Here is a 26,771-nt window from a genome sequence, read left to right as displayed (position 1 = left end):
CCTGTATCTTAAACGTCTTGCCTCCGGCGGCCCTGCCGGGGGCCAAACTTTTGAAAAGTCTGGCAAACAGGTCTTGAGCAAGTCTTTCCAGGCTTCGCCGAAATAATTTCGACTTTTCTATTATGGAAAGTTTTTTGCGGAGCTTTTTTTCAAAAAAGCGACCCGCCGGAGGCCAGCTGAGTGGTTACATGGTTACGGACCTAAATGTTGTCGATCATGGCCATGAGCTGGGCCTCTTCAAACCCTTTGAGCTGCAGGGCGCCGGAGCGGCAGGAGGCGACGCAGGCGCCGCACCCTTTGCAGATCACGGGGTTGATGATGGCCTTGCCTTCGTCCCGGCCCGATGCCTGGAGGCTCGGGGCGTTGTAGGGACAGACCGCCACGCAGACCCCGCACCCACTGCAAAGGGAGGGGTTGACCTCGGCCACGTTTCCGCTGGTGTTGATGGTCTTGCCCGAGAGCAGGCGCGTGGCGCTGGAGGCGGCGGCCTGGGCCTGGGCGATGGATTCGTCCACCGGCTTGGGATAATGGGCCAGGCCGCAGAGGAAGACACCGTCCACAGCAAAGTCCGAGGGCGCCAGCTTCACGTGGGCCTCGGCAAAGAAGCCCTCGTCGTTGATGGGCACCTTGAAGAACTGGGCCAGCTTTTCGTCCCGGTGGGGAACCACGGCCGCAGCCAGGGTGAGCAGGTCTGCCTTGATGGCCAGGGGGCGATTGAGCACGTGGTCGGTGACGGTGACCGTCAGGCAGTCCCCGCTGTTATCCACCACGGGTTTGTCATCCACGTTGTAGCGGACAAAGATCACGCCTTTTTCCCGGGCCTCTTTGTAGAGGGCTTCGCGCTCGCCGTAGGTTCGGATGTCCCGGTAGAGCACAAACACCTTCATCTCGGGGTTCTTCTCTTTGAGGTGCAGGGCCGAGGACATGGTGTGGGTGCAGCAGATGCGGGAGCAGTAGGGACGCCCCGGCTCCCGGGAACCCACGCACTGGATGAAGACGGCGCAGCTTGTCTTCTCCAGCATGGGATCGTTTGCGATGAACTTTTCGTCCAGCTCCAGGCCGGTCAGGACACGCGGATCCTTGCCGTAGAGGTACTCGTCCGGTGTGTGCTCGGCAGCGCCGGTGGCAATGACGGTGACCCCGTGCTCGGCCTGTGTGTTCTTGTCCTTTTGGGAAATGGTGGATGAGAAGTTGCCCACAAAGCCTTCCACTTCGGAGAGTTCGGCCCCCAGGAACAGATCGATGTTGGGGTCGGCTTCCACCTCGGCGCTCATGGCTTTCAGGCCCTGCTGAATGGACTCGCCCTTGGAGGTCGTGAACAGGCTGTTGGCCTGGCCGCCCAGGCGTTCTTCTTTTTCCACGATGGAGACGTGGTACCCCTGGCCGGAGAGGGCCCTTGCTGCGGCCATACCCGAGAGCCCGCCGCCCACCACCAGGGCGTTCTGGTCGATGGAGAGTTCGGCTTCGGTGAGAGGCGTAAAAAGAGCCACCTTGGCCACGGCCATGCGCACCATCTCCATGGCTTTTTCCGTGGCTTCGGCCGGGTGGTCCTTGTGGACCCAGGAGTTGTGGTTCCGGATGTTGACCATCTCAAATAGGTACTTGTTGAGCCCTGCGTTGATGAGGGTCTCCTGAAAGAGAGGGTCGTGGGTCCTGGGAGAGCAGGCCGCCACCACGATGCGGTTGAGCTTCTGCTCCTTGATCACCTTGGTCATGGCGTCCTGGGTGTCCTGGGAGCAGGAGTAGAGGTTGTCCCCCACATACTCCACAAAGGGGAGATCCCTGGCAAAATCCCGCACGCCGGGCACGTCCACAACGCTGCCGATGTTGATGCCGCAGTGGCAGACAAAGACCCCCACCCGCGGGCGCTCGCCCGAGATGTCGGTCTCTTCAGGAGTTGCCACGGCCTTGGTGAGGGTGCCCCGGGCCGAGGTGAGGGCAGCCCCTGCGGACAGGGCGGCAGAGCCCGCCTCGATGACCGACTGGGGAATGTCCTTGGGTCCCTGGAGAGCGCCGCAGACAAAGACCCCGTCCCGGGTGGTGGCCACGGGGTTGAAGGAGTCTGTTTTGCAAAAGCCTCCGGGGGTGAGTTCCACGCCCATGGTGTGGGCGAGCTCTTTCACCTCGTCTGAGATCTCCATCCCCACGGAGAGGACCACCAGGTCGTAGATTTCCCGGGTCACCTTGCCCGTGGCCTCATCCACGTAGTCGATGACCTGGCCCACCTCGTCTCCGACCTGGCTGAAGACCGAGTGAACGCGGCATCGTACAAAACGGATCCCGTGCTTCTCTTTTGCCTCGTTATAGCAGCTCTCAAAGCCTTTGCCGTGGGTCCGCATGTCCATGTAGAAGATGGTGCAGTCCAGGCTCGGGTCGTGCTCCTTGGCGATGATGGCCTGCTTGATGGCGTACATGCAGCAGACGCTGGAGCAGTGGCCGTTGTCGCAGGTGTTGATGTCCCGGGAGCCGATGCACTGGAGCCAGGCGATCTTCCGGGGTTCGGCGTGGTCGCTCATGCGCACCACGTGGCCCTGGTTGGGTCCCGAGGCGGAGAGGAGGCGCTCGAATTCCAGGGAGGTGACCACATCCGGGCTCTTGTCGTAATTGTAGATGGCTTTTCCGCTGGGGTCGTAGGCCTTGAACCCGGGTGCCAGGATGATGGAGCCCACGTTGAGGGAGAGGGTCTTGTCCGTGTCCTCATAGTTGATGGCCCCGGCAGGGCAGGTTTTTTCGCAGATGCCGCACTTGCCCTTGGTGAGCTTGATGCAGTTGTCGGCGTCGATGCAGTACTTCAGGGGCACGGCCTGGGGGTAGAGGGCGTAGATGGCTTTGCGTTTCACCAGGCCCTGGTTGTAGACGTCTTCCACTTTTTTGGGGCACTTCTCGGTACAGGCGCCGCAGGCGATGCATTTGTCCATGTCCACGTAGCGGGCCTTCTGGAAGACCTCCACCGTAAAATCACCCTTTTCCCCTGAGACCCCTTTGATCTCGGCAAGGGTGAGGAGCTCGATGTTCATGTGGCGCCCCACCTCCACGAGTTTGGGGGACATGATGCACATGGAGCAGTCGTTGGTGGGGAAGGTTTTGTCCAGCTGGGCCATGACCCCGCCGATGGAAGGTGCCTTTTCCACCATGTAGACTTTGTACCCCGAGTTGGCCAGGTCCAGGGCGGCCTGGATGCCGCCGATGCCGCCCCCGGCAATGAGTACCGATCCGATGGTTTGTTTTGCAGTCATTTCCAGTCTCCTTACAGCCCGTAGTCGGCCAGGTCCGGCCCGAGATAGGTGCGCTCGTTTTCTCCCAGGATCCCCAGAGAGAGGCAGATGAGGGTCCAGAGGTGCACGGTGTGGTACGTTCCCTCAAAGTGGTGGCCGATGTCCTCCACCTGGGCGTGGCAGTTGTGGCAGGGGGTGATGACGTAGTCGGCACCGGTGGTCTGGATCTGATCGAACTTCACTTTGCCGTACGCCTGCCGCTCGTCCGTGAAGCCGGCCTGGAGGGAGCCCCCTCCGCCGCCGCAGCAAAAGTTCATGGAGCGGTTGGGCACCATGTCGATGAAGTTCTCCTCGCCCACCACTTTTTTCACCACAAAACGCAGGTCGTCGGCCAGTTTGTCCCCCAGGGATTTGCGGACCACGTTGCAGGGGTCCTGGACGGTGAATTTGATGCCGCCTGTGTTCCAGTCGGAGTTGACGGGGAGTTTTCCTTCGCGGATCCATTTGGCGTAGTACTCGATGATGCTTCGGAACTCAAAGTTGTGGGGAATGTTGAACCGCCGCAGTCCCTGCCAGACCGCATAGAAGGAGTGGCCGCACTCGGTGTTGATGAACACCTTGCAGCCGAGCTTTTCGATGTGCTCCACCTGTGCGCGGATGATTTTTTCCCAGGATTCGTCATCGGCCAGGAACATGCAGTAGTTCTCGCCGCCCCACATTTTGGAGTAGTAGGTCCAGTCCGCCCCCACGGTGTGGAGGATCTTCCACAAGGGGAGGAGCTCATCGGGCTCGGTGACGGGCTCCCGGGAGTTCTGGTTGAGGGCAAAATAGGCGCCCTCACGGTCCAGGTCGGCCCGGAGCTCTTCAAATCCGGGCTGCTCGCGGCACTCCTCGGCCAGGTCCTCGATGGTGAACTTGAAATCCTCCAGGGGTACGCCCATGGCGCCGCCCTCGGAGTTGATGTGGTGGTCGCAGGAGCCGAGGATCCCTTTGGGTCGTTCCTCCCGTGGCCACTCCGCCCGCAGGTCGTAGATGAGCTGGGGGATGTTGATGCTCATGGGGCAGGCGTCGTAACACCGTTTGCACATGGTGCAGACCCATACCCAGGGGTGGCGATCCAGCTGTTCATCCATGCCAAGGACCGCCATGCGCAAAAACCTGCGCGGGTCCATGCCCATCTGTCCTGTTGCCGGGCAGCCGCTTGCGCAGGTGCCGCAGGTGAGGCAGGCGCTCAAGTTCCCGTCCGGGATCATGGCCAGGGCCTTGTCTCGGATGCGCGATGGGGTTCCGGTTACTTCCAGTGGTTCAATCATTGTGTGGTCGTCTCCTCTTCAAACAACGTCTCGCTCCGCCGCCCGATGCATGCACCTCGGGTGGGCGGGATGTAAGATTCCCGTGGTCGACGGAAATGGTGTCCACAATTGTCAGGAGCCCGGTCCGTTAAGACCAGGCAGGGGAGGTGAAGAGGAAATGGGCCGTCTGGAAAAAAAGGCGGGCACATTTCCGGGTATCACCTGACGCACGCACGAAGGGCGTGCTTACCGGCAACGGAAATCCGCCGAGCACGGGCGGATTTTGTTGCTCTGTCAGTTGTACCCGGATGGAAATCGCATCTTGTCTCCAGTGCAGTGAGGTATGGGGGAACGAAAGTCCCTGGAGCCCCTTATGTATACGGGCAACGGGTCGGTCCATGGGATTCGGTTTAGTGATATATAGACGTATTAAATATGTCAAATAGGAATATTGAATATTGCTATCAGAAAAGATCGAGGAAATAAATTGTTCCGTTGCGGGCAAAAACAGTGACGTCATGGGGCGGGAGAGCCTCTGTCCGCCTGTTATTCATCTCCGGAACGTGGCGGAATAAACGCGCACTCACGCCTGAAATTTACCTGTCTTCTTTGGAAGCACAGGGGCACACGTACCTTAGGAAAATTTGCACCGGAAAAACTGAACGGGATTCATATCGTCCTTGAGGGAGCTGCGGTTCGGGAGGCAACTGCCAGAGAAATGCCCCAAGGGCGTCGACCTGTTTTTACCTTGGGCTCAGCGCGGCAAAGCCTCGCCACTGACGGTGTGCTCACGGTTCGGATGATGCTGTTCAGGGAACCTGTCATGCATTGCTGAACCATGGCCTGTATGTTCTGTGTTTAAGGCGTGATAGGTGTCGAGGGAAATTAATTTGGTAAATTTTACTAAATTGTGGGTTCCTTTTGGCGATACGTATTTTAATCACTATCATTTACAAAATGGAAAGAAGAACAGTCTCACAAACCATTGGGCATGGGCCGGTATTGGTGTCCATTCCGGGAAATGATTCTTCTAAACGGGGGGAAATAGCGAGGAGAATTTTAGGAAAGTAAGAACATACAAAAGAAATATACCGAGATGTTCACCACGTGCGGGAGTGACTGCGGTCTCGCCTCGGATCCGTTGAGGGGATCCCTCAGATTTGGTCGGCAGCATCCCATGCTGCCGTGACACGGATGTCACATCAAAGATGATAAGGAGTTGTAATGTTCAAGAAGGTCTCAATCAAGGCAAGGATCTATATCATCATCGGTATGGTCTTTCTTCTCTTCAGCGGCATGCTGGTCGGATCATTCAAGATCGGTTCCATGGCAAGGGACGCCGGGATCCATGAAGCCGGGGAGGTGATGCTGAAGGGGCAGAAGGAAAAGCTCAAGGTGGCCACCCACGCCATGGCCCTGGCTCTGGGAAATGCCCTTCAAAAAGCGCCGGAATCCGAGTCGGTGGAGGACGTTGTTCGAGAGATCATCGTTCCCATTCGGTTTGAAGAAGACCGGTCCGGCTATTTTTTTGTCTATGACGGGTTTAAAGTGGTGTGCAATGCAGCCAACCTGTCCCTGACCGGAGAAAACAGAAAAAATTCCAAGGACGCCAACGGCGTCTACTACCTCATTGAGCTTGAAAAAGCCGCCAGCGCCGGGGGCGGGTTCGTCTCCTACAGCTTTCAGAAACCCGGAAAAGGGGTGCAGCCCAAGATCGGCTACGCCGAGAAGATTCCCGGAACATCCTACTGGGTCGGGTCCGGCGTCTACATCGACAACATCGAAGAAGAAAAGGCTGCTATCCAGAAAGTGATTGCGGGAGACGTCTCCCGGGGCGTGACCCTGGTGGCGGGGATCGCAGGCGGGTTCTTTCTTCTTATTATCCTGCCCGTGACCCTGATGATGGCCGTTGCCATTACCCGTTCCCTGCGGCAGGCCATCAACGGCCTCAAGGACATCGCCGAAGGGGAAGGGGACCTGACCACGCGGCTTGCCATCACCAATGAAGATGAAACCGGGGAACTCGCCCGCTGGATCAACGTGTTTATCGAAAATCTGCAGACCATTGTCCGGGACGTGGCGGAAAATGCCATGGGCCTTAACAGCGCCTCCACGGAACTCTCTGCCGTGGCCACCCAGCTCTCCCAGGGTGCCGACGAAGCCTCCTCCCGTTCAGACAGCGTGGCGGCCGCCGCCGAAGAGATGAACGTCACCATGACCTCTGTGGCCGCAGCCAGCGAGCAGGCCTCCACCAACGTGGGCATGGTGGCCGCCGCCTCCGAGGAGATGAGCGTCACGGTCCAGGAGATCGCCTCAAATTCCGAAAAGGCAAGCGGGATTACCCAGGGCGCCGTGTCAAAGGCAAAGACAGCCACGGAAAAAGTGGATCTCCTGGGCGTGTCGGCTGATGAGATCAGCAAGGTCACCGAGGCCATCACCGACATCTCGGAGCAGACCAACCTCCTGGCCCTGAACGCCACCATCGAGGCGGCCCGGGCCGGTGAAGCGGGCAAAGGGTTTGCTGTTGTGGCTAACGAAATCAAGGCCCTTGCCGCCCAGACCTCCGAGGCCACCCAGGAGATCAAGCGTCAGGTGGAGGGCATCCAGGGATCCACCCGGGAGACCGTAACGGAGATCCGCTCCATCTCCGACGTCATCGTCGAGGTTAACGACATCGTCTCCACCATCGCCGCGTCAGTGGAAGAGCAGGCCGTTACCACCCGGGAGATCTCCGGCAACGTGGCCCAGGCCGCCCAGGGCATCGAAGAGGTCAACGGCAATGTGGCCGAGACCTCCATGGTCTCGGAGAACATCGCCCGGGAGATCAGCGCCGTAAACGCCGGAAGCGCCGAGATCGCATCCAGCAGCACCATGGTGAGCACCAGCGCCGAAGAGCTCTCCCGGCTTTCGGAGTCTTTGACGTCCATGGTGTCGAGGTTTAAGGTATGACAAAACGGGAAATACAGGTAATAGGTTAATAGGTCATAGGCAAATAAAAAGTATGCATTTGCCGAAAACAAAAAGCGCCTCCACATGTGCTGTGGAGGCGCTTTGTTTTTCTATAACCTTTTTTTCCTGTTGTTCCTAATTTATACTCGGCCCCTCCATAAAATCAGTCTCCTGCATGGGACCGTGGAACACCTCGATGCGGGTGCGGATGGATTCGAACTCTTCATCGCCGATGACGCCCTGAACTTTGAGCCAGTGGAATTTGCGGATCTCTTCGCCGGGGTCGTTGGCGTAATCGATCTCTCCGTACCAGGAGAGAAGCTGGCTTTTGCGTCGCTTCATGAGCTCGTCAAAGATTTCGTCATAGCGATTGTCGTTGATCAGGTAAATCTCCCCGGATTCGGTTTTCAGCACCGTATACCGGGTGAAGGCAAACCGGTAGATAAGCAGGCAGATGGATGCTGCAAGGGGAAGGTAGAGGGCTGGGCCCGCCTGTTGAGACGGCACGGCAAACCATGTGAGGAGGCTGCACAGCCAGACGATCATGAGCACGGCCGCTGTGTTTCGAAACCAGGGATTTCGTGCTTCCACCATGGTTGTCTCCATGGGGATGTCGGCGTAATACACCCCGAAAGACCGAGATCCTGATTCCTGACCCATGGCGTAGGTCAGGCGTTCCTTTTCAAAGGTGAAGCGCGTCCTGTTCAGGTAGCGTTTCTGTTCTATCTCCATGCATCCCTCCGGAGATGGCTGGGTTTACATACATGACTTGGCATCCAAGGCTCTGGCAAAAACAATCCCTCAGGGAGGATACCCTGAAGACGTGCGGCATTGATTATATGACGGCACGCGTTCGGGCAAACATTAAACAAACTCGTCATGAATGGCAATAACAATATGGTTCCTTAGGCAAGTCCGGAGCGCCTTGCCAGATGTTTCATGTTGACCTCTTTGTGTTGTTCAGGCAGGCTCGACATAGGGGGAACACACCATGGGAACGATGGGTTAACGCGCTGTCTCGGCTGACTGGGGGGAGGTTACGAGGGATGCAGGATTTAACGTGGGGGAAACAGGACCTTGTTTCCATTGTGGCACATTTTCCGGATCCGGTTTTTATCATGGATCGGAAAGGGCGTTATCTGGAGGTGTTCGGGGGCATCGAGCGGAGCCTTTACGATGACCCTGCGTATCTCAAAGGCAAAACGCTTCACGAGGTGCTTCCCGTGGAACTGGCCGAACACTACCTTTCCATGATTCATCTCACCCTTGATACGGAAACCATCCAGGTGGTGGAGTACAGCCTCGTGCCTGACACGTTGAAAGACAACCCCGGGGGCGGGCCATCGGACCTTCAGTGGTTCCAGGGGCGCATTTCCCCACTGTTAAACGACGAAGGGCCGCCAGCTTTTATCCTCTGGACCGTCATTAACATCACGGAAAAAAAGAAGGCCGAGCTTGAGCGGGACAGGGCCATGGAAGATCTTGAAAAAGCCCTGGCTGAAATCCGGACCCTCAAGGGGATCCTTCCCATTTGCAGCTCCTGCAAAAAAATCCGCGACAAACAGGGCGTCTGGCATCCTTTGGAGGCCTACATCTCCCATCATTCCGAGGCGGATTTCTCCCATGGGATCTGCCCGGAGTGCAGAAACCTTCTTTACCCGGAGTTTGGTGGAGAATTGTCCGGCAAGGGGTGAGCCCCCCTCAATGGCTCGCCACGCCCTTGCTCAATCGAGCGGGGACGGGGGTGATGCGCAAGCTTGAGGCCGCCTGGCTCTCTTCCACAAAGAGGCGGCACCCGTAGACGGCTTCCAGCCGTTCTTTTTCCAGGACCTGGGACGGCGACCCCAAGGACGACACCGTGCCCTTATGGATCAGGCAGAGGGTATCGGCATACATGGCCGCCAGGTTCAAATCGTGGGAGACCATCACCACCCCGGTTCCCCGCTCCAGCTTCAACCTCTCCATCAAATCCATGACACGCACCTGATGGGCCAGATCCAGGGCCGAGGTGGGTTCGTCGAGGAGAATGAACTCGGGCTGCTGGCACACAGCCCTGGAGATAAAGACCCGTTGTTTTTCCCCGCCGCTCAGCGCCTCCACCGAACGGTCTGCCAGATGCAGGACATCGGTAAAGGCCATGGCTTCTTCGGCAAGGGCCATGTCTTCATCTTTGTGAAAGCCCAGCATGCCCAGGTGGGGCGCCCGCCCCATGAGCACCACCTCCCGTACCGTCAAAGAAAAAGCACTCTCCACCGATTGAGGTAAAAATGCGATGCGCCGTGCCAGTTCCCGCCGCGTCATCCGGGACAGGGAGGTATTTTCCAGGGACACTTCGCCTGTTCGAGGGCGGGAAAGCCCGGCCAGGCATTTCAGCAGGGTGGTTTTGCCCGTGCCGTTGGGGCCTGCGATGATAAAAAAGGAGCCCCGGGGAACGGAAAGGGTGATGTCCGTCAGCACCTCATGGCTGCCGTAGCCCGTGGAGAGTTCACGGGTGGAAAGGCTGGCTGCCGTGGCCGCATTGTTGCGTGTCATCATCGGGCCCTCCTTTTAAGAAGCATGATGAACAAAGGGGCCCCGATCATGGCGGTGATCACCCCCACGGGAATCTCTCCCTCCCGGGGAATCCAACGGGCCAGCAGGTCGCAGATCACCATGAAGGCGCCTCCGCCCACGATGGTGGCAGGCACCAGCACCCGGTGGTCCGAGCCGAACACCTGCCGGAGGATGTGGGGCACCACCAGGCCCACAAACCCCATGAGGCCGCTCTGGCAGACCATGGCGCTGACCATGAACGAGGTGGCGATAAGAAGGATAAGGGTGGTCCGCCGGATGGAGACCCCCATGGCCCTTGCCATCTCGCGCCCCATGAGCATGAGGTTCATCTTGTGGGAGAGAAGAAAGATCACCACAAAGCAGGGCAGTACCAGAAGGGCCACCATGCCCACCTGGGGCATGTCTGCTGAGGAGAGGTCTCCCATGAGCCAGAACATGATGTCGTGGAGCTTGTTCTCTTCGGAAATGGAGATGAGAAACATAATCACCGCCGAGCAGAAGGCGTTGACCATGACGCCGGATAACAGCATGGCGTCCCGGCCCACCCGGCTTTCGCCCCGTGAAAGGACAAGCACCAGGAAGAGGGTGACCATGCTGCCGGCAAAGGCGGTGAGGCTGACCCCCGGCACACGGGCAAATCCGGCAAGGATCCCCATGATGGCACCGGTGGCCGCACCGCCGGAGATGCCAAGGATATAGGGCTCGGCAAGGGGGTTTCCCAGAAGGGCCTGAAAAACCAGCCCCCCTAAGGAGAGCACTGCCCCGCAGAACAGGGCCATGAGCACCCGGGGCAACCGGATGCGCTCGATGATGGCAATCTGGAGGCTGTCTGCCTGGGAATCACCCGTTATGAGCTGTGCCACAGGCGTAAGGTCGATACCCGAAGGCCCAGTGGCCAGGCCCAGGAGAACCGCAGCCCCAAGAACCATGGAGAGCAGGGCGGTGATGAGGAGGATTCGTTTCAGCAGGCGCCCCCGTACCCTGGATGTGTCGTTCACCGGGCCGCCTCCTCAAAAAGGGTGGGATGGATCAGGGCCGCCAGCATGGCAAGGCCCTCCACCACACGCGGGGTGGGGCGATCCAGGATGTCCGAATTCACGACATGGATGTTGTTGGTTTGAACGGCGGGAAGGGACGGCCAGCTTGCCCACTCCTGTCTCATGGTGTCGAAGTCGTCGTTTCTGGCCATGGAGGTGATGATGATCATCTCCGGTGCCAGGGCCAGGACCTGTTCCTTGGAAAACCGGGGGTAGGGCGTTTTGCTGGTGACGACGTTTTCTCCCCCTGCCCGGCGGATCATTTCGTTTAAAAAGGTGTTTTTGCCCACGGAGACGATGGGGGAGATCCCGATCTGGAAAAAGAGGCGGGGTTTATGGGATGCCCCGGCAATGGTCCGGTCAATGGCCTCCAGCTGCGCGCCCATGGCATCGGTGATGGTTCTGGCCTCACTCGTTGCATTAAGGAGGTTGCCTATCTCATTGATAGAACGAATAATCGTGTCGATACCGTCGGGGTTGACCGTGTACACGGGGATGCCGAAGGCCTTGATACGCTGGATCACTTTATCCGGGTTGCCGTCCTTCACCGCCAGGCAGAGGTCGGGCTTCAGGGAGACAATGGTCTCCAGCTCCGGTCGGATATAGCTGCCGACCCGGGGAAGTTTTTGTGCTGCCGCAGGGTAGTCGCTGTATCGGGTGACCCCGGCAAGGAGATCTCCCTTGCCCAGGGAAAAAACGATCTCGGTGATGCTGGGGGCAAGGGACACCACTCTTTTGGGGGCGTCCGGCAGATCAACAATACAGCCTGTGGTGTCGGTGACGCTTTTGGCCTGCACACGGGCAGCGAAGAGGCCGCACCAGGCCACGCCCAAAGCGAGAAGGAAAAGGGTGCGTAAGGCTCGATTTTTCATGATGTTATCCATGACCTCCCACGAAACCGGGTCCGCGCATATCTTTGGATATGCTTGAATCCAAAGGGTTCGAGCCTGATTGCCGGATTCTCCCCACAGGGAAAATTATCCTTGACATAGGACATTTCTATGGAATAGTAAACGAGAAATTCAGGTGCTTTTCCCTTTGCATGGCTCAAGGGGAGAAGAGAATAGGGAATCCCGTGAAATTCGGGAACGGACCCGCCGCTGTAAGTGGGGACTGTTTTGGCCACCATGCCACTGGGAGTTGTTAAACACTCGGGAAGGCGCGCCGGACGGGACGATCCACGAGTCAGAAGACCTGCCTGGATGGAGATGTCTCGATGCCCGTGGTAAAGGCTGAGATATGCCGCGATGCATGCACAGATCGTGTGTCACGCTTTTTTTGTGGGAAAATACGGATCCCCGCACCTTAAACCTACAGGTGCGGGGATTTTTTTGTTTTCACGCCCGCACCCTCCATCCCGGCTTTACGCAACCCGACGGAGACCACTCCGTTGCCGTATGATTTGGAAGGAGTACACGTACCATGGAATGGAAAAGCCTGATTGCCGGATTGGTCTTTACCATGGGAATGTACGCCGCCAAATGCGGCATCGGCCTGGCCTGCGGGTGGTCGCAAAGAAAGAGCCGCCGCCTTGCCTTCATCGCAGTGGCGGCTTTGGCCTATACCCTCCTGTTCGCCGGGTGTTACCTGCTCCTTACCCGTGTCAATCTGTTAAACAAGCTCCTTATCGTAGAACACCTGGTGAAGTGGGCCATGGCCGTTCACGCGGCCATGGCCTCGCTTCTCCTCGTGTGGGGCTCCGCCTTGCTGAAAAAACCTGCCGAGGGATCAGGGCCCGTGCGGGGATGGCTGCTCTTTGCCCTGCCGTGCCCGGTGTGCATGGGGGTTATTCTGCTGACCATCGCCTTTGTTATCGGGCTTTTCCCGGAGAATGCTTTTGGCATGACCGCCATGGCCTGGGGGATTTTCGTCCTCGTTGCATCGGTTGGTTTTCTGACCACCCGATGCCTGGGGGCCCGGTTCGGTACCCCTCACCACGTCATGGGAACGATGATGGTCCTTGCGGCGCTCTGGTTTCTCCTGACAATTCTGGTGGTTCCCCATGTCTCCGAGTTGCCGGATGTTTTTGCCATGGCATCCGGCGCAGCCGATTCGGCCCGCGGCGAGGGGAACGCACCTATTGCTGCGGCCATTGTTGCATGTTGCCTCTTTGGGGGCGGCATCTTTCTGGATCGTTTTGTCCATACCCATTGACGTTTTTTTAAGGATTCGTACGTGCAAACGGCAGCTCTCATCAAAAGTTATATCTATGTGGTCTCATCATCCCTTCTCTACCCGGTCCTGATCCTTCTGGCCTTTCTCACCTTCTGGGCCGTGGTGTGTGCCGGGGCCCTCTTTTCCGAATGGGTACGAAGGCATCGTATGGCGGTGGAAAACGACGGCCCGGATGTGTTCTTCCGGCCCGACCATGACCTGCATACCACGCCCCGGGTCAGCCGTTATGTGGCCCGGCTCAAAGGCCTCCTGGAAAAAAACGGCGGCGCCTCGACCCTTGAGGTGGAGGGACTCCTTCAGGACACCACGCGCCGGCTTTTTTCCTCTCTTGACGTGTATCGCCTGGTGGTTCGCGTGGGCCCGGGCCTGGGCCTCATCGGCACACTGATCCCCATGGGAACGGGGCTGGCCGCCCTGGGACAGGGGGACCTGTCCATGCTCTCTTCGGAGCTGGTCATTGCCTTTACCACCACGGTGGTGGGCCTTGCCGTGGGACTCCTGGCTTATCTGTTCCTCGTCATCAAGACCCGCTGGGCCGATGAGGACCTCCTGAACATGGAGGTGGCCACCGAAGCCCTGGCCGGAACCCCGCAAGGCTCATCGGGCAACGGGACAACAGGGGCACCTGCCGGGGAGGCGGCATGAGGTACCTGAAAAAACGACGCTACGCCGTGGGGGGCGGAAATCAGGGGAGGCCCATGGCCTCGGACCCCATGGACGGGGTGGCCAACCTGTTTGACATCGGCCTGGTCTTTATTGTGGGGCTCATCGTGACCCTGTTTTCCACCTATCGTCTCCACGACCTCTTCAACGAAGAGAGCGAGATGACCATCGTCAAAAAAAACAAAAACGGGGAGATGGAGATCATTACCAAATCCAAGCGAAAAATCGAAGCGCTGAAGGTCTCCAAAACCATGGGAGAAGGGGAGGGGCATCGCATGGGCGTGGCCTATCGTCTGGAAGACGGTTCCATGGTGTACGTTCCCGATGGAAACGAGGCTGCACCGGACTAACCCGGATATTTCTCGAATCGAGTACCCCCATATTCAAGGCCTGTTTGTCAATTTTTCCAAACGTGTTGCCCCGGCAGGGCCGCTGGAGACAAGCGGAGTCATTATCGTTTACGCCACGCAATCAGGAACCCGACCATGACATGGATCCGCCGGGGGATGGCAGCGGCCGTCCTTACTCTTTTTCTCTTTGTTTTTCTACCCGTTGCCCGGGCTGTCACCATCACCGATTCCACGGGCCGTACCGTCACCTTTGACCAGCCGCCCACACGGGTGGTGTCCCTGGTGCCGTCCCTCACCGAGGCCCTTTTTGTCATGGGAGCCGAGGATCGGGTGGTGGGGGTGACCCTCCACGACACCTGGCCCGCTGAGGCCAACACCAAAACCGTGGTGGGCGGATTCTTCAGGCCCTCGGTGGACAAGGTGCTTACACTCAACCCCGACCTGGTGTTTGTCTCCGGCATCCAGAAGGAGATGATTGAGGCCCTTGAAGGCACCGTACTCGTTGTGCAGCTTGACCCGGGCTCCGTGGACGAGGCCTTCGGGCAGATGCGGCTCATGGGACGCATCATGGGCTGCGAGGCAGGAGCGGAGAAAATCATCACGGACAACCGGCAGATCCTTGCCGATATCCGGAAAAAAGTGGCGGCGATTCCGGCTGACAAACGCAAACGGGTGATGCGCCTCATGGGCCGCACCAGCATCATGACCCCCGGGGCCGACTCCTTTCAGCAGGAACTCATCAAGCTGGCCGGGGGCATCCCCCACGGGATCAAACGGGACGGCGCCGTGATTTCCATGACGGACAAAGAGTTGATCGACTTCAAACCGGACGTCATCTATGGATGCGGGGGAGACAAAGAGGCCGCAGAGCTTCTTTACGCCAACCCGGCCTTTGAATCGATTCCCGCCGTCAAAAACAAGCGCATCGACTATTATCCCTGCGAGCTCACCTGCAGGGCCTCCACCCATGTGGGCTATTTTGTCTCCTGGCTTTCGTCAAACCTCTATTCCGCAGAATTTTCCATTCGGAAAAACCAGATCCACCCCGATGCGATAATCGATCGTACGCCGGTTCCCCTGGACCTGGCGTATGTAAAGAAAGCCAGCTTAAACCACGCCACCCTCTACGATTTTCCCTCCAGGAGCCTGGAGGTGACCTTCACATCCCCCAAGACCATTCTCTCCACCCTGGACGGCTGGCGGGAGAACATCACCACCGTGGGCAACAACTACATGCCGCCCCAGTGCTGGCGCCTGGCCCACGAAGGGGGCTTTGAGGGTATGAAGCAGGACATTGTTGCCATGCTGGGGATCAAGGGGGAGACCACGAGCTTTCTCTTCACCGGTGCCGACATGGACAACTTCAGCAAAAAAACCGCCTCTTTCCGGGACATGAGCGTCACGGTGCTGGCAACGGCCGGGGTCTGCTCCAACGCCATGCGCATGGGCAAGGACACGGGCAGCTATTACGAGCCCGGTACCATCAACATACTCATCCTGCCCAACATGCACCTATCAAAGCGTGCCATGAGCCGCGCCATCATCTCGGCCACCGAAGGCAAAACCGCCGCCCTCCAGGACCTGGACGTGCGAAGCAGCTACACCCCTCTGGTGAATCCTGCCACGGGAACGGGCACGGACAACATCCTCATCGCCGAAGGGGAGGGCGTTTCCGTGGACAACGCCGGGGGCCACACCAAGATGGGCGAGCTCATCGCCACGGCAGTCTATGAAGCCGTTACCGAGGCGATCTTCAAGCAAAACGGCCTCACGGCGAATCGCAGCGTGTTCAGGCGTCTCAAGGATCGGCAGCTTACCGTCTCCGATCTTGTGGGAGACAGCTCCTGCCCCTGCAACGCATCTTCCGGCGGTACGGGCATCCCCGCCTACGCCAAGCTGGAAACCCTGCTGCTGGAACCGAAGTACGCCGCCTTTCTGGAGACCGCCATGGCCCTCTCCGATGCCTGGGAGCGCGGCCTGGTCACCGATCTTTCCGCCTACAAAGGCTGGTGCAACCAGATGGCCACGGAAATCGCAGGGGGACAGGTTCCCGATGAGAGCTTCACCGGAGAGACTGACCTGCCCAAGCCCCTTGGCCTTGCCGTGGATGCCCTGCTTAAGGGGATTGAATACAAAAAATAAGAGAACTGGTTAAAGTGCATGGAAAAACCTGCCTCCGGCGGCGAGGTGAGCCACCTCGAAAGCTTATTGCCATTGCGCTTTGCCCTGAGGAACGAAGGGCAAAGCACAATGGCCTTCGGCTCGGGCTGCGCCCGACATGAACGCTGATGGTTTATGCGGACTGGATCGCAAGCTTCGACGTTACAGGATACGTTGTCACCACTTGCCCTGTGTTGATTTAACCGCACGGCCTTCTATGGTTAAAGTGGGTGAAAAAAAACAGGCCTCCGGCGGCCAGGGAATAAATCCTCTGGACCCCAGGTTTCTGAAAGAATTTGCCCCTCGTTCCTCGGGTCAAATCACATCCGTATTCAGGACGAGGCGAAGCGAATTTGGAAATGTGTATTTACCGAATTTTTCAAATAGTTATTTTTCGGCAGGGCCGCGGGAGGCACAAGCTATACAGTTATTTCTTGTATAAAGTTTGGGCTTTGGTTGTCGTTTGGCCGTGACATGAAAAAAAACCGAGAAAAATCGACCGGAACGGAGCGCCGCACTCCGGTGCGGCTTTTTAGTTCGTCGTTACCCGTGCCGCACAGGAGTGCGGCGCTCCAGGGGACAAGAGTGTTGCCGATGGCCCAAACGATGAGCAAGGCCGAGGTTTGTTTGAAAGGCGGATGTGATTTTCTCTGAGGAACGAAGGGCAAAGTACATTCACAACCTTCTTTCAAGGTGTTTTGCCTAAGTGGCTTCGCTACCCTCGCCGCCGGAGGCATCGCATTTGTATGTTTTTTAGAAATCTGATTTATCCACGAGAAGGCATTGTCATTGAGAGTATTTGTCACCACATGTCTGGCCTGTCTGTTTTTTGCCGTGTCCGTCCACGCAACAACGGTTTCTCTTGTCATCAGCGAATCGGACACCGGGGTGGTGAGCCGGGGGCTTTCCGAGCTCAGCGACACCGAGGACATCGAAGCCCGTTACTTCACCCACGCCGAACTCCATGCCTCTGAAAAGGCTCGCACCTTCCTTCGGTCATCGGACGTGATTCTGGTGGATGTGATGCACCGGGAGCTTCCCGCGTACCTGGACACCCATGTGGACTTTTCAGAAAAGAGTGTGTTTGCCCTGCGGGGCTCCCGGGACACCGAGGGGCTCAAGAAAAAAGGGTACCGCTTTGATGACAAGATCCGGGGGTGGTATTCGGTGCTCACCGAGGCCAATGTTACCTCCATGGTCCGGTGCGCAGTGGCTGTGGCCCTGAATCGTCCCGAGGGGTGCGCAGGTGAGCCGGTGCGCATTGAAAGCGGCATCTACCACCCCGATGCGCCGGAGCTCTTCGGTTCCTGGGAGGCGTACCGCAACTGGTACCATCCGGTTTCCGGCGCACCGTGGATCGGGGTCACCTTTTACACCCCGTCTGTCCTGCGGGGAGCCCACGGCTCGGCAGCATCCATTATCAAGCGCCTGGAAAAGGAGGGCTTTAACGTGTTGCCCTGTTTCGGGCGGGAGAAGGTTCTCTTTGACCGGTTTCTCCTGGACGATCATCGCAAAGGGCGCGTGGATCTTGTCCTCGCCTTTTCCATGAAGTTCTACTCGGCCCTTTCCGAGCCCACCAAAAACGGGTTGCGGGATCTGGATGTGCCCGTGATCAACGCCGTCACCCTCTACTCCACAAAAATCAACGCATGGCGAAAAGACCCTGTGGGAATCCCTGTGACCGATCTGATGTGGGCGGTGGGGAACCCCGAGATTTCTGGCCTTATCGAGCCGACGCCCCTGGAAGGCAAGGTGAAAGTCCAGGGGCCGAAAAAAGGAAAACCCCTGTTTGCAACCGTGCCCATCGAGGAGAACATGGGTCGGCTCATGCCCCGCCTCAAGCGGTGGATCGCCCTGCAGCGAAAGCCCAACGCTGAAAAAAAGCTGGCCCTTCTCTACTACAACCACAGCCAGGGGAAACAGAACATCGGGGCCAGTTATCTGAACGTTTTCCGATCCATCGAAACCCTCATCGCCCGTTTCCGGCAGGAGGGGTACCGGATGGGGGCTGACGCAGATCTTTCCGAGGCCGCCATCAAGGAGATGATTCTGCGCACCGGCCGCAACATCGGCTCCTGGGCCCCCGGCGAGCTGGACAAACTGCTGGCAGCCGGCAAGGTGGTACGGATTCCGGTGGCCACCTACGCGGGCTGGTTTCGAACGCTTCCCAAGGCCTTTCAGGACGCGGTGATCAAGCAATGGGGCCCTCCCGAGTCTTCCACCATCATGGTCAAAGACGGGCAGTTCATCCTGCCGGTGGTGATGAGCGGGAACCTGGTGATGATGCCCGAGCCCTCCAGGGGCTGGGGGGACGACCCCATGAAGCTCTACCACGACCCCAGCGTCTGGCCCCATCACCAGTACATTGCTGCCTACCTCTGGATCCAGAACGGATTTAAAGCCGACGCCATGATCCATCTGGGCACCCACGCCACCTACGAATGGCTTCCGGGAAAACAGGCCGGGCTCTCCCCGTCCTGCCCGCCGGAGGTGATGGTGGGGGACCTTCCCAATGTCTATCCCTACATTGTCGATGACGTGGGCGAAGGGATTCAGGCCAAGCGGCGGGGCCGCGGGGTAATCATCGATCACATGACGCCCCTGTTTCAGAAAGCTGGCCTCCACAGCGATTACGCCACCTTGTATGAGCTCATCAACCGGCTCACCCGGGGGCAGGCCGTGGGCAGCGCCACCGTGCCTGCCATTTTAAAGGAGATCAGGGCCCTCTCCGTCAAGACCGGGTTCCACGGGGAGCTCTCCCTTTCCAGCTACGACGAGGAGGAGATCGAGACCCTGGAGCACGCCATCCTGGAGCTGAAAGAAACCCTCATGCCCCACGGGCTCCATACTTTCGGTATCTCGCCGTCGGACCAGGAGGCCGAGGATTTTTCCGCGCTGGCGGCGGAACTCCGGCCCGGCCTGGATACCAAGGCCATGGCCCGGGGGATCCGGAACTCCGGTAATCTGGAGCTGGAACGCACGGTGCGGGCCCTGTCCGGCCGGTTTGTTCCGGCGGGGGAGGGGAACGACCCCATTCGGAACCCTTTGTCGGTTCCTACGGGCAAAAATTTCTACGGTATTTCGTCCTGCAAGATTCCCACCAGGGAGGCCTGGAAGCTCGGGGCCAAAGCCGGCGAAGAGATTCTTCAGCGACAGCTCCGTGAAAAAGGGGAGTACCCGGAAAAGGTGGCCGTGGTTCTCTGGGCCACGGAGACCCTTCGAAACGAGGGCATCAACGAGGGCACTATTTTGTGGCTCATGGGTGTGGAGCCGGTGTGGGACGCCTCCGGGCGCGTTTCCGGGACGCGGGTGGTGCCCGGTGCCATGCTGGGGCGACCGCGTATTGACGTGCTTATCAACCCTTCAGGGCTCTACCGGGATCTGTTTCCCGAAAAGATGACGCTTCTGGACAAGGCCGTTCAGCAGGCCATCGCAGCCAACGATGTGGAGAATTTCCTGGCAAAGCATAGCGCACGGACCCGACGTGCGCTGGAAGAGCAGGGCATTTCCCCTGAACGGGCCGAGACCCTTTCCCGGGTCCGCATTTTTACGGGCAAACCCGGGAGCTACGGTAACGGTGTGTCGGAAATGACGGGCATGAGCGGATTCTGGGAGTCCGACCAGGAGATCGCCGATGTGTGGAAGCGACGCATGGGGTTCGCCTTCGGCCAGGACCTCTGGGGCGAGGAGGCACAAGGGTTGTTGGCAGAGAACCTTAAAAACGTTTCCGCAACGGTCCACAGCAGCTCGTCTGCCCTGTACGGAACCATGGACAACGACGATGTCTTTCAGTACCTGGGTGGCCTCTCCCTTGCCGTAGAAAAAGAGACGGGCACCCGCCCCGACGTTGTGATGACCCGCCAGGATCGCCCGGACGCCGTCACCGTGGAGGGCATCGACAAAACCATCGGCCGGGAGCTCAGGAGTCGCTACATCAATCCCAAGTGGATTGCGGCCATGAAAAAAGAGGATTACGCCGGGGCACGTGAGATGGCCCATTTTGTGGAGTACATGTGGGGCTGGCAGGTAACGGTTCCCCATGCCGTCAAAGAGACCTCCTGGCAGCAGACTTACGACGTCTATGTGAATGACAGCCTGGGCCTGGACCTGAAAACGTTTTTCAACAAGGCCAACCCCTGGGCCTATCAATCCCTCACGGCCCGCATGCTTGAGTCCGTGAGGAAAGGGTACTGGGCTCCGGACGAATCCGTGACGAAGAACCTGGCCAAAGAATACGCCGTGGGCGTCATTGAAAAGGGCGTGGCCTGCTGCGACCACACCTGCAACAACCCCTTATTGAATCAGATGGTGGTGACCCTTATCTCCATGCCCGGCATGCTCTCCCCGGAGATGGTGGAAAAATTCACCCTGGCCATGGAAGAGGCCGTGGGAACGACCCTTGAAAATCAGCGAGCCAAACAAAAAGCGGTCCACGACAAGGTCCTGGCGGCCGCAAAGCCCCATACAAATGCGCCCGTTGAAAAAGCCGAAGCCTCTCAGGTATCCGATCCTGCAACTCCGTCAGAAGCCGAAGCCCTTGAGGTGACTGAAACCGGCAGCGGCGACCGAAAGGTCCAGGGGTACAAGATGGAAAAAATCGAGACCAGGGAAGAGACCACAAAACTCTCCTCATCCGGGGTGATGTGGTATGCGGCAATTTTTCTCCTGGGCTTTATCGGGTTGTTTGCCTGGGGCATGACCAAAGCCAATGCATAACCCGGATATTTCCTGGAAACCATGCAACCGCAAACCGCCTCCAACACGGAAGCCACCCTGTTTATCGGCCACGGCACCGATCACCCGGCCTGGACCACCTATTTCGCCCTGGACGCGATGCTGAAAAGCACCTACGGCCCCAGTGCCTTTACGGGGGTGGTGGAGGGCTTTCCCGAGGCTGAGGATATCGTAAGTACGGTTAAAGCAGCCGGTTTTACTCGGGTGAAGATCGTTCCGCTGATGCTGGTGGCCGGGGTGCATTACCTGAAAGACCTGGCTGTCAACGATGAAGACTCCTGGAAAAACCTCTTTGCAACAGAAGGCATTGAAGTCACCTTCATCGAGCGGGGTATCGGGTACATGCCGGAGATTGTGCGGCTCTTTGTCCGGCACCTGGAAGAGGCTATGGACATGGTCCTTGAATCGGAAACGGTGTAACACCTTTCTGGTGACGTGGTGAATCAAGCCGCAGGATCTGTTTTTCTTATTGTTATGCGTTTTTATTTTTACTGCAATATAAGGCTATTACACTCTTAACTGCAGGCATGAGCAAAAGAAAAAAACGGCGCCCCTTGTTCACGCACAGAAGGGGTGACAAAAAAGATAAGAAAGTGTTTGACACACGTCGAATATCTTGTGTAGATAAACATACAAATTGATCTCTGGTGCACGCTTCTTTTTTAACAAAGAGATGCTGCTTAAAAGGGAACCCCGTGAAAATCGGGGACGGGCCCGCCGCTGTAACCGGGGACGAACTTCGTATATACGCCACTGCTCATGATCTGAGCGGGAAGGCGCGAGGGTTCGGACGATCCGGAAGTCAGAAGACCTGCCAGGGTGAATTCACCTGCTTATGCTTTTTGTAAAGTACAATCAGGTGAGGGGTTTCGTTCTCGCGGTAGGAACTGGAGACCTGATCAGACGACATGGGAAAAACGGCCCCATGCCCCCTTTTTATTTAAGGAGCGGCATGGGGCTTTTTTGTTTGGGCGAAACGCCCGAGGTGTCTCTCTTCTCTCCTTATACCCAGCCCCCTTGAATGGAAGCCCCCCGCAACTCGAAACAGCAGTGGTTCAGGTGGTCGTTCTGCATGGAGGATCGCCGCCTCCAATGCAAAACGAAGTCTGATGTTTGTGGAAGGAAAAGTAATGAGAAAAAGTCTGATGATCGGTGCTGTCGCCGCCTGGGTGGCGGCCAGCTCCCCGGCCTGGGCAACCGACGCTGCCCTGGATGAATATGTGGTGACCGCGTCGCGAGCCAAAGAGAGCATTACGGAAGTGGCGGCGGCTGTGACGGTGATTGACTCGGAAACAATCGAGAACTCCTCGGCAAGAAACTTGGGAGAGCTGCTTGTGGAAAAGGGCGGCGTTCAAATACGCGAGTATCCCGGAGCTCTGACGACTGTGAAGATCCGTGGGTTCAGCACAGACACCCATGGAAACGACCTGATGGGTAATGTGCTTATCCTCATTGATGGTCGCCGTGCAGGGACCGGCAACGCAGCCAAACTGATCACAAAAAATGTTGAACGAGTGGAAATTATCAAGGGGCCTGCAGCCGTTCAGTACGGTTCGGCGGCCATGGGTGGCGTTGTAAACGTTATTACCAAAAAAGGGACCGGGAAGCCCACCGTTTCAGCTTACGCAAAGACCGGATCTTATGACTACAACGAATTTGGAACTGACGTGTCGGGAACCGCTGGCAAAATCGATTTCTCTGCGTCTGTATCCCATTCCGAAGAAGGCGATTACGAAACAGGCAGCGGCAAGGAATACTTGAACACGGGTAATGATGGAATCCTTCGTGCCAGCCTGAACACAGGGTATGAGTTTTCTCCCGGACACCGCATCGGATTGACGTATACGCTCTTTGATGGCGACGACATCGGCAACCCCGGCAGTATCGACGCCAACGACCTGGACAACACAAAAGATTCGAAAAACAGCTACTACGACGTTACTTATGACGGGAAAAACAGCACATCGTCACTGGCATGGATGCTTCGATACTTCGGCGGAACGGACAAAGACACGTGGAATGACCCTTCAGATAGCAATGCCTCGGGGTGGGATGACGGCATTCCCAGTGTGCATGAAACAGACAGCAAGGGCGCTCAGGCCCAAGTTTCATACGATGGTCAGCGATTCGGGCTTACCACCGGCGTGGATTGGGTGGATTATGATGTGACCAACGAGCCCAGTGCACCGAATAACACAGCATTTGACAACACAGCCGGATTTGCCCTGGGAAAGGTTAAACTTCTTGACCAGAAATTAATTTTCATCGGTGGGGCTCGGTATGATCACTACTCCGTAGATATTTCCGGAGATCAAGGCAGCGATAAATCCGATGATGACCTGAACCCAAGCCTGGGCGTTGTCTACAACCTCTCCAAGCAGGTCAAGCTCAGGGCATCCGTTGCCGACGCCTTTCGCATGCCCTCTGCAGAACAGCTGGCCGCTGATTTTACGTCTTACGGGACTCATTATGTCGGCAACCCGGATTTGAACCCGGAGAAAAGCCGAACCTATGAAGCGGGAGTGGATATTACCCGTGGTAGCTTAAAAACAGGCCTCACCGTTTTTACCACCGAATATGATGATAAAATCGTGACTGACAAGCAGCATGGATTTACTACCTACAAAAACCTGGATGAAGCAACCATCAGTGGCGTTGAAGGCGAATTTTCCTACACATTCTCCGACATCTTCGGGGGCTGGGAACTCAGGCCCTACGCCACGCTGACACATCTTTTCAAATACGAGGATGCAGAGACCGACAAAGACCTCAAGTATACATCGGATCTCGATATTTCAGCAGGCATCGCTCTGACCGATCTGGATGGGTTCTCTTCGGATCTCAGCGTCTCATACCTGAGCAGCCAGGATGTGGTTAAGTACAACCCTGACTGGTCAACATCCGATGTGACGCTTCCTTCGGTCACCGTGACCAATTTCACCATCACCAAACGCGTGCTGACCACGGACAAGTTAGGGAGCCTGTCCCTGCGCGGTGAAGTCAAAAACCTGTTTGATGAAGATGCGGCCTATGTTCTGGGATACCCCATCCCGGGCCGCCGATTTTTTGCCGGGGTAACCTGGTCCTACTAATCCGGGTTGTCCCCACGACCCGGGCTGGGACCGGTTTCCCCGCTCACCAATTTTCGCCGGACCTGTGACACCGGCGGAAAATCAGGGGGGCATCGTCGCCCCCTTGAAAACCCCTTGAAGGCCGTGCCCGGCGCATCAGGGCAGGCCGCCCCCGTTTTTCCCGTCTTTGGCTGTATGATTGGGCAGCTGCTAAGAGGGCGGGAGATCCTCCTTGCGGAGGGCGGTTCGGTTCTTTTTGAACCGAATGCAAAGGAAAGGGCCGGATAAGGGGTGTTGCTCCGCCCGTTGACTCGGAGCATCATGTGTATCTCCTGATCTGTGGTTGGAATCAGGGGCAGGGGAGGGACAACGGCGTCCCTCCCCCCTCCCATGATATCCGGCTGGATTCGGAGATTTTTTGTTGATGGGATCATCTCGCATTGCCGGATGATCTGTGCTATATATCGCAGCGATCATGGCAATTGATCCCTAGTTATCACAGCGCCTTGCTGAAATGATTTTGTTTCTGCGAGGCTTTGGTGTTTTCATCCCGAGACAGGTACAGGCAACATGATTCACTTATTGAAAAGCGGCGGCCTGCTGATGCTACCGCTGGTTTTATGTTCTTTTGTGTCACTGACCCTTATCATTGAGCGATCCATCTTCTGGCTCCGCATCAGGCGGGATAAGGACCGAGAACTGGTCTATCGGGTCCTGGACCTTGCCGAGCAGGGGCTCTGGGACGAGATCCGCCTGGCTGCACGGGGCTCCCGCAACTTCATTATCCGTATCCTGATCAACGGCATCCTGCATCGCGATTACTCCATGGCCATGGCCATGGAATCGGCGGCATCGGATGAGCTGCGCAAGATGAGGCGTTTCATGGGCGTGTTGGAAACCATCATCACTGTGGCTCCCTTGCTGGGGATCCTGGGAACCGTGGTGGGCATCATCCATTCTTTCGATATGCTTGGGGCCAAGGGTATCGGCGATCCCCAGGCCGTGACAGGGGGGATTGCCCAGGCTCTCATTACGACGGCTGCGGGCCTTTCCATCAGTATTCTGACCCTGCTTCCCTGCAACTACTTCAACGCCTGTGCCGAAGCTTCGGCCCTTGCCATCGAAAAATATGCCACCTCCCTTGAGATTACCTATGAAAAAAGAGCCAACGGCAACCACGATGTGCAACGTCCGGAAGAGGGAAAGCTCGCAGCCGGGGGCAGGGGATAAGCATGCGCGCACAAACCATCTAAATAGCCCGGTACCGGGTGCATGCAATGTATGAGCATACCCTTGTGTGGTGAATCCCGGGGCATGTTACGTAGTGTACGGAAAGGCACCATCGCCTCCATGTAAGGGGGGATCCCTTTCAGGCGGTGTTTTTTAAGAAAAAGGTTTTCCAGATGAAAGTCAAACGAGATTTCAGCATCAAGAACAAGCCGGACATGTTGCCGCTCATCGACGTGGTGTTCCTCCTGCTCGTTTTTTTTATCTACGCCATGCTCTCCATGAGTTACCACAACGGCATCCGCCTTGAGCTCCCGGAATCTGCCCAGGCCGAGCACATGGAGGAGACAACGGAGCTCATCATCTCCGTGGAAGCAGACGGCCGGGTGTATATGGGGAAGGAAGAAGTGATCCTGGCGGACCTAGGTGCCAGGGTAAAGCGATACTTTGAGGGGAAGAAAAAAAAACAGGTCATTCTCAGCGGCCACAAAGACCTGTCGTATCAAAATCTTTTCCATGTCATGGACACCATCCGCGGAGCGGGAATCTGTGACATCGCCCTTCAGGCGGAGGTGGCAAAGCCGTGAATCGCCTGATGCTTTCCGCCTGTGCAGCCGCCTTGCTGCATGCTTTTTTTTTCCTGGTGCCCTTGCCCACGGCATCGGTCTTCCCTCCGTCTGCCCCCACCCACGGCACCACCATTTCCGTTTCCATGACTGTTCCGTCGGTGCAGTCCGCTGTCCCGCCCAAAGCGGTGACAAAGCCGAAACCCCAGAAAACGCCCCCCAAAAAGAAAAAACCAGTTCCTTCCAAAAAGCCTCCTGTTCAAAAAAAGAAAACACAGGCAAAGCGCATCAAGCCTAAGAAAGCAGCAAAAAAGAAGGTCCCCGTTCTTGAGCCCGTGGAGGAGCTTCCCACGCCTGCTCCGCCCGTGGCGGCTGAAGATCCGGAGCCCTCGCCCATACCAGACGAGCCGTCTGCCCCGGTTGCGGTCGCCATGGCCAAAGAGACCGATCAGGAGTCCCAAGAGACCGTTGAGCCTGCCTCTGCACCTGCCGTCGGGGGAACCCTCACCGACGCACAGCCCACGTCGGTCTACGCGCCGGAGCCCCGTTATCCCAAGGCGGCCATCCGCAGGGGATATCAGGGTGTGGTTCTTCTCGATATCCTGGTGGCAGGTGATGGCCACGTGGAGGAGGTAAAATTGAAGACGTCGAGCGGCCACGGCGTTCTGGATCGCAGCGCCCTAAAAGGGGTTAAAAAATGGCGATTTTCCGCCAGCGGATCTACCCAACCCACCTGGGTCACGTTGCCCGTAAGATTCGAACTGCGCGGAATGTAATTC

At 57.5% G+C, this 26,771-nt stretch carries 18 protein-coding genes and 2 riboswitches; of the genes, 12 read left to right on the top strand and 6 right to left on the bottom strand.

Features of this window, described 5'->3' with window-relative positions:
• Positions 1–200 precede the first annotated feature (200 nt).
• Both ACOYW0_RS24735 and ACOYW0_RS24730 read right to left on the bottom strand, forming a co-directional pair.
• A complete protein-coding gene (locus ACOYW0_RS24735; RefSeq protein WP_482416380.1) occupies positions 201–3,236 on the bottom strand; it encodes an FAD-dependent oxidoreductase in 3,036 nt (1,011 codons plus the stop codon).
• Positions 3,237–3,247: 11 nt separating this feature from the next.
• Positions 3,248–4,528, bottom strand: coding sequence for a (Fe-S)-binding protein (locus tag ACOYW0_RS24730; protein WP_482416379.1), 1,281 nt, complete (start codon positions 4,526–4,528; stop codon positions 3,248–3,250).
• A 1,203-nt stretch (positions 4,529–5,731) separates the two neighbouring features.
• On the opposite strand from ACOYW0_RS24730, the gene ACOYW0_RS24725 reads away from it, so the two are divergent.
• Positions 5,732–7,456, top strand: coding sequence for a methyl-accepting chemotaxis protein (locus ACOYW0_RS24725; protein ID WP_482416378.1), 1,725 nt, complete (start codon positions 5,732–5,734; stop codon positions 7,454–7,456).
• A 135-nt stretch (positions 7,457–7,591) separates the two neighbouring features.
• Here ACOYW0_RS24725 and ACOYW0_RS24720 read toward each other — a convergent pair whose 3' ends face one another.
• Entirely contained in the window at positions 7,592–8,188 is a 597-nt protein-coding gene (locus ACOYW0_RS24720; protein ID WP_482416377.1) for a hypothetical protein, read from the bottom strand.
• 314 nt (positions 8,189–8,502) lie between these two features.
• On the opposite strand from ACOYW0_RS24720, the gene ACOYW0_RS24715 reads away from it, so the two are divergent.
• Complete coding sequence (locus ACOYW0_RS24715; protein ID WP_482416376.1) at positions 8,503–9,150, top strand: PAS domain-containing protein; 648 nt, start codon at positions 8,503–8,505, stop codon at positions 9,148–9,150.
• 7 nt (positions 9,151–9,157) lie between these two features.
• Here ACOYW0_RS24715 and ACOYW0_RS24710 read toward each other — a convergent pair whose 3' ends face one another.
• Genes ACOYW0_RS24710 through ACOYW0_RS24700 form a run of 3 tightly spaced genes read right to left on the bottom strand, consistent with a single transcriptional unit; the run spans position 9,158 to position 11,918 of the window.
• Positions 9,158–9,991, bottom strand: coding sequence for an ABC transporter ATP-binding protein (locus tag ACOYW0_RS24710; RefSeq protein ID WP_482416375.1), 834 nt, complete (start codon positions 9,989–9,991; stop codon positions 9,158–9,160).
• Complete coding sequence (locus ACOYW0_RS24705) at positions 9,988–11,007, bottom strand: FecCD family ABC transporter permease (RefSeq protein ID WP_482416374.1); 1,020 nt, start codon at positions 11,005–11,007, stop codon at positions 9,988–9,990. The genes ACOYW0_RS24710 and ACOYW0_RS24705 overlap by 4 nt, the downstream gene beginning before the upstream one ends.
• Positions 11,004–11,918: an ABC transporter substrate-binding protein gene (locus ACOYW0_RS24700; RefSeq protein ID WP_482416373.1), complete on the bottom strand. Its 915-nt coding sequence runs from the start codon at positions 11,916–11,918 to the stop codon at positions 11,004–11,006. The genes ACOYW0_RS24705 and ACOYW0_RS24700 overlap by 4 nt, the downstream gene beginning before the upstream one ends.
• A gap of 135 nt (positions 11,919–12,053) precedes the next feature.
• Positions 12,054–12,262: riboswitch (cobalamin riboswitch) on the top strand.
• A 206-nt stretch (positions 12,263–12,468) separates the two neighbouring features.
• Here ACOYW0_RS24700 and ACOYW0_RS24695 point away from each other — a divergent pair.
• From ACOYW0_RS24695 to ACOYW0_RS24650, 10 genes are all read left to right on the top strand, one after another.
• Complete coding sequence (locus tag ACOYW0_RS24695; protein WP_482416372.1) at positions 12,469–13,200, top strand: DUF2162 family putative transporter; 732 nt, start codon at positions 12,469–12,471, stop codon at positions 13,198–13,200.
• A 21-nt stretch (positions 13,201–13,221) separates the two neighbouring features.
• Positions 13,222–13,866 (top strand): MotA/TolQ/ExbB proton channel family protein, encoded by a 645-nt coding sequence (locus ACOYW0_RS24690; protein ID WP_482416371.1) that lies wholly within the window; start codon positions 13,222–13,224, stop codon positions 13,864–13,866.
• Complete coding sequence (locus ACOYW0_RS24685) at positions 13,863–14,234, top strand: DUF2149 domain-containing protein (RefSeq protein WP_482416370.1); 372 nt, start codon at positions 13,863–13,865, stop codon at positions 14,232–14,234. The genes ACOYW0_RS24690 and ACOYW0_RS24685 overlap by 4 nt, the downstream gene beginning before the upstream one ends.
• A gap of 135 nt (positions 14,235–14,369) precedes the next feature.
• Positions 14,370–16,376 (top strand): helical backbone metal receptor, encoded by a 2,007-nt coding sequence (locus ACOYW0_RS24680; protein WP_482416369.1) that lies wholly within the window; start codon positions 14,370–14,372, stop codon positions 16,374–16,376.
• An 801-nt stretch (positions 16,377–17,177) separates the two neighbouring features.
• Positions 17,178–21,110: a cobaltochelatase subunit CobN gene (locus ACOYW0_RS24675; RefSeq protein WP_482416368.1), complete on the top strand. Its 3,933-nt coding sequence runs from the start codon at positions 17,178–17,180 to the stop codon at positions 21,108–21,110.
• Positions 21,111–21,131: 21 nt separating this feature from the next.
• The gene (locus ACOYW0_RS24670) at positions 21,132–21,548 is read left to right on the top strand and encodes a sirohydrochlorin cobaltochelatase (RefSeq protein WP_482416367.1); all 417 of its coding nucleotides are present in this window, start codon (positions 21,132–21,134) and stop codon (positions 21,546–21,548) included.
• A gap of 208 nt (positions 21,549–21,756) precedes the next feature.
• A riboswitch (cobalamin riboswitch) is annotated at positions 21,757–21,961 on the top strand.
• Between the two features lie 297 nt (positions 21,962–22,258).
• Positions 22,259–24,220 carry a TonB-dependent receptor plug domain-containing protein gene (locus tag ACOYW0_RS24665; protein WP_482416366.1) on the top strand — a complete coding sequence of 654 codons (1,962 nt, stop codon included), beginning with the start codon at positions 22,259–22,261 and terminating at the stop codon, positions 24,218–24,220.
• Positions 24,221–24,829: 609 nt separating this feature from the next.
• On the top strand, positions 24,830–25,429 hold the full coding sequence (locus tag ACOYW0_RS24660) for a MotA/TolQ/ExbB proton channel family protein (protein WP_482416365.1): 600 nt from the start codon (positions 24,830–24,832) through the stop codon (positions 25,427–25,429).
• Between the two features lie 173 nt (positions 25,430–25,602).
• Positions 25,603–26,013 carry an ExbD/TolR family protein gene (locus ACOYW0_RS24655; RefSeq protein WP_482416364.1) on the top strand — a complete coding sequence of 137 codons (411 nt, stop codon included), beginning with the start codon at positions 25,603–25,605 and terminating at the stop codon, positions 26,011–26,013.
• Positions 26,010–26,768 (top strand): energy transducer TonB, encoded by a 759-nt coding sequence (locus ACOYW0_RS24650; protein ID WP_482416363.1) that lies wholly within the window; start codon positions 26,010–26,012, stop codon positions 26,766–26,768. Before ACOYW0_RS24655 ends, ACOYW0_RS24650 begins: the two co-directional genes overlap by 4 nt.
• Positions 26,769–26,771 lie beyond the last annotated feature (3 nt).

Source organism: Desulfoluna sp. HI9BLuna, assembly GCF_056829775.1.
Note: the sequence above shows the minus strand (reverse complement) of the source record. Positions and strands in the feature narration are given on the sequence as shown.